Here is a 1,144-nt window from a genome sequence, read left to right as displayed (position 1 = left end):
CAGCGCTTTGGGCTCGCACAAGGCCAGAACCGCAGCCTCGCCGGTACAGGCCAGCATCCGAGTCCACGCCACCAGATCTGCGGCGAGCATCACCGCCACCAGCCAAGCCTGATTGAGCGCGAACTCGCGTGAGGGCAGACGGCCAAGACCGGTGTCCTTGGCGTGACGGATCCGGTCCTCTACCCGGGCGTGCGCCCGATGCCGTGCTTCAAGAAACTGCAGTTGCCCGGTGGTGGTGTTGGTGGCAAACGCCTGGTAGCGCCATCCATCGATCTCCTCGAACATCGACAACTGGGCGCCGGGGTGGGGTCGTTCGCGGCGGACGATGACCCGCATCCCGTCTGGCCACTTGGTGAGCATCCCGGGAGCGAGGAACCCGGTCAGCTCCGCGATGTCGGCCCCGTCGCGGATGTCCCCGTTGGGGTTGAGCGCTGGTCCCCACGCGGCTTCGGGGCAGGTCGCGATGGCTCGGCGAATCGGGGCGGTGATGGAGAATCCGACCGAGTACTCCACCTGTCGACCGCGGATGCGGTTCTGTTCGGTGATCCACTCCAGCAGGTCGTGGGAGGCGCCGGCGCCGTCGGAGCGGATCAGCAGATCACGCCGATGACTCGCGGGGATCTGCGCGATTGCTTGGCCCAGGACGTCGATGTGGTCGGCAGCGGTGTTTGACCCGGCGTTGCCCGGGCGCAGGCTCGCGGCGAGGAACTCTTCTGTGTTGTCGCACCACACGCCGATCGGGTGGTACCCGAACGTGCGCTTATATGTCGGAGCTGCATGTTCCTTCTCGCTGTGCGTGACCACGATGGTGGCATCCACATCGAGCACGACCGTCGATCCCAGATCCCGCCCCGCACACGCCGATGCGGGTACTCCGCCGGGCAGGTGGGACCACACATGCCGCCGCGTGCGGGCTCGCGCCACCTGGATCTTCTTGCGCTTGCCGGCAGTGACCTCATCGAGTGTGCGCCACACCGTCGGGGCCGAGGCGACCGGGCCCAGGGCGCCGGACTGGTGGCGCAGGACGTCGATGTCGGAGATGGACTCGCCGCCATCGGCGAGCATCACCGCGGTATCGATCAGCACACGGCCGCGGTCGTGGATCGGGATAAACTGTCGGCGAGCCATGGCCCCTGACAGCTCG

General features: G+C 67.3%; 1 pseudogene. It reads right to left on the bottom strand.

The features are described 5' to 3' along the window. Window positions 1–1,144, bottom strand: a pseudogene (locus HMPREF3086_RS02790) (IS1380 family transposase); the annotation flags it as partial.

The organism is Dietzia sp. HMSC21D01, from assembly GCF_001815995.1.
Lineage (GTDB): Bacteria > Actinomycetota > Actinomycetes > Mycobacteriales > Mycobacteriaceae > Dietzia > Dietzia cinnamea.
Note: the sequence above shows the minus strand (reverse complement) of the source record. Positions and strands in the feature narration are given on the sequence as shown.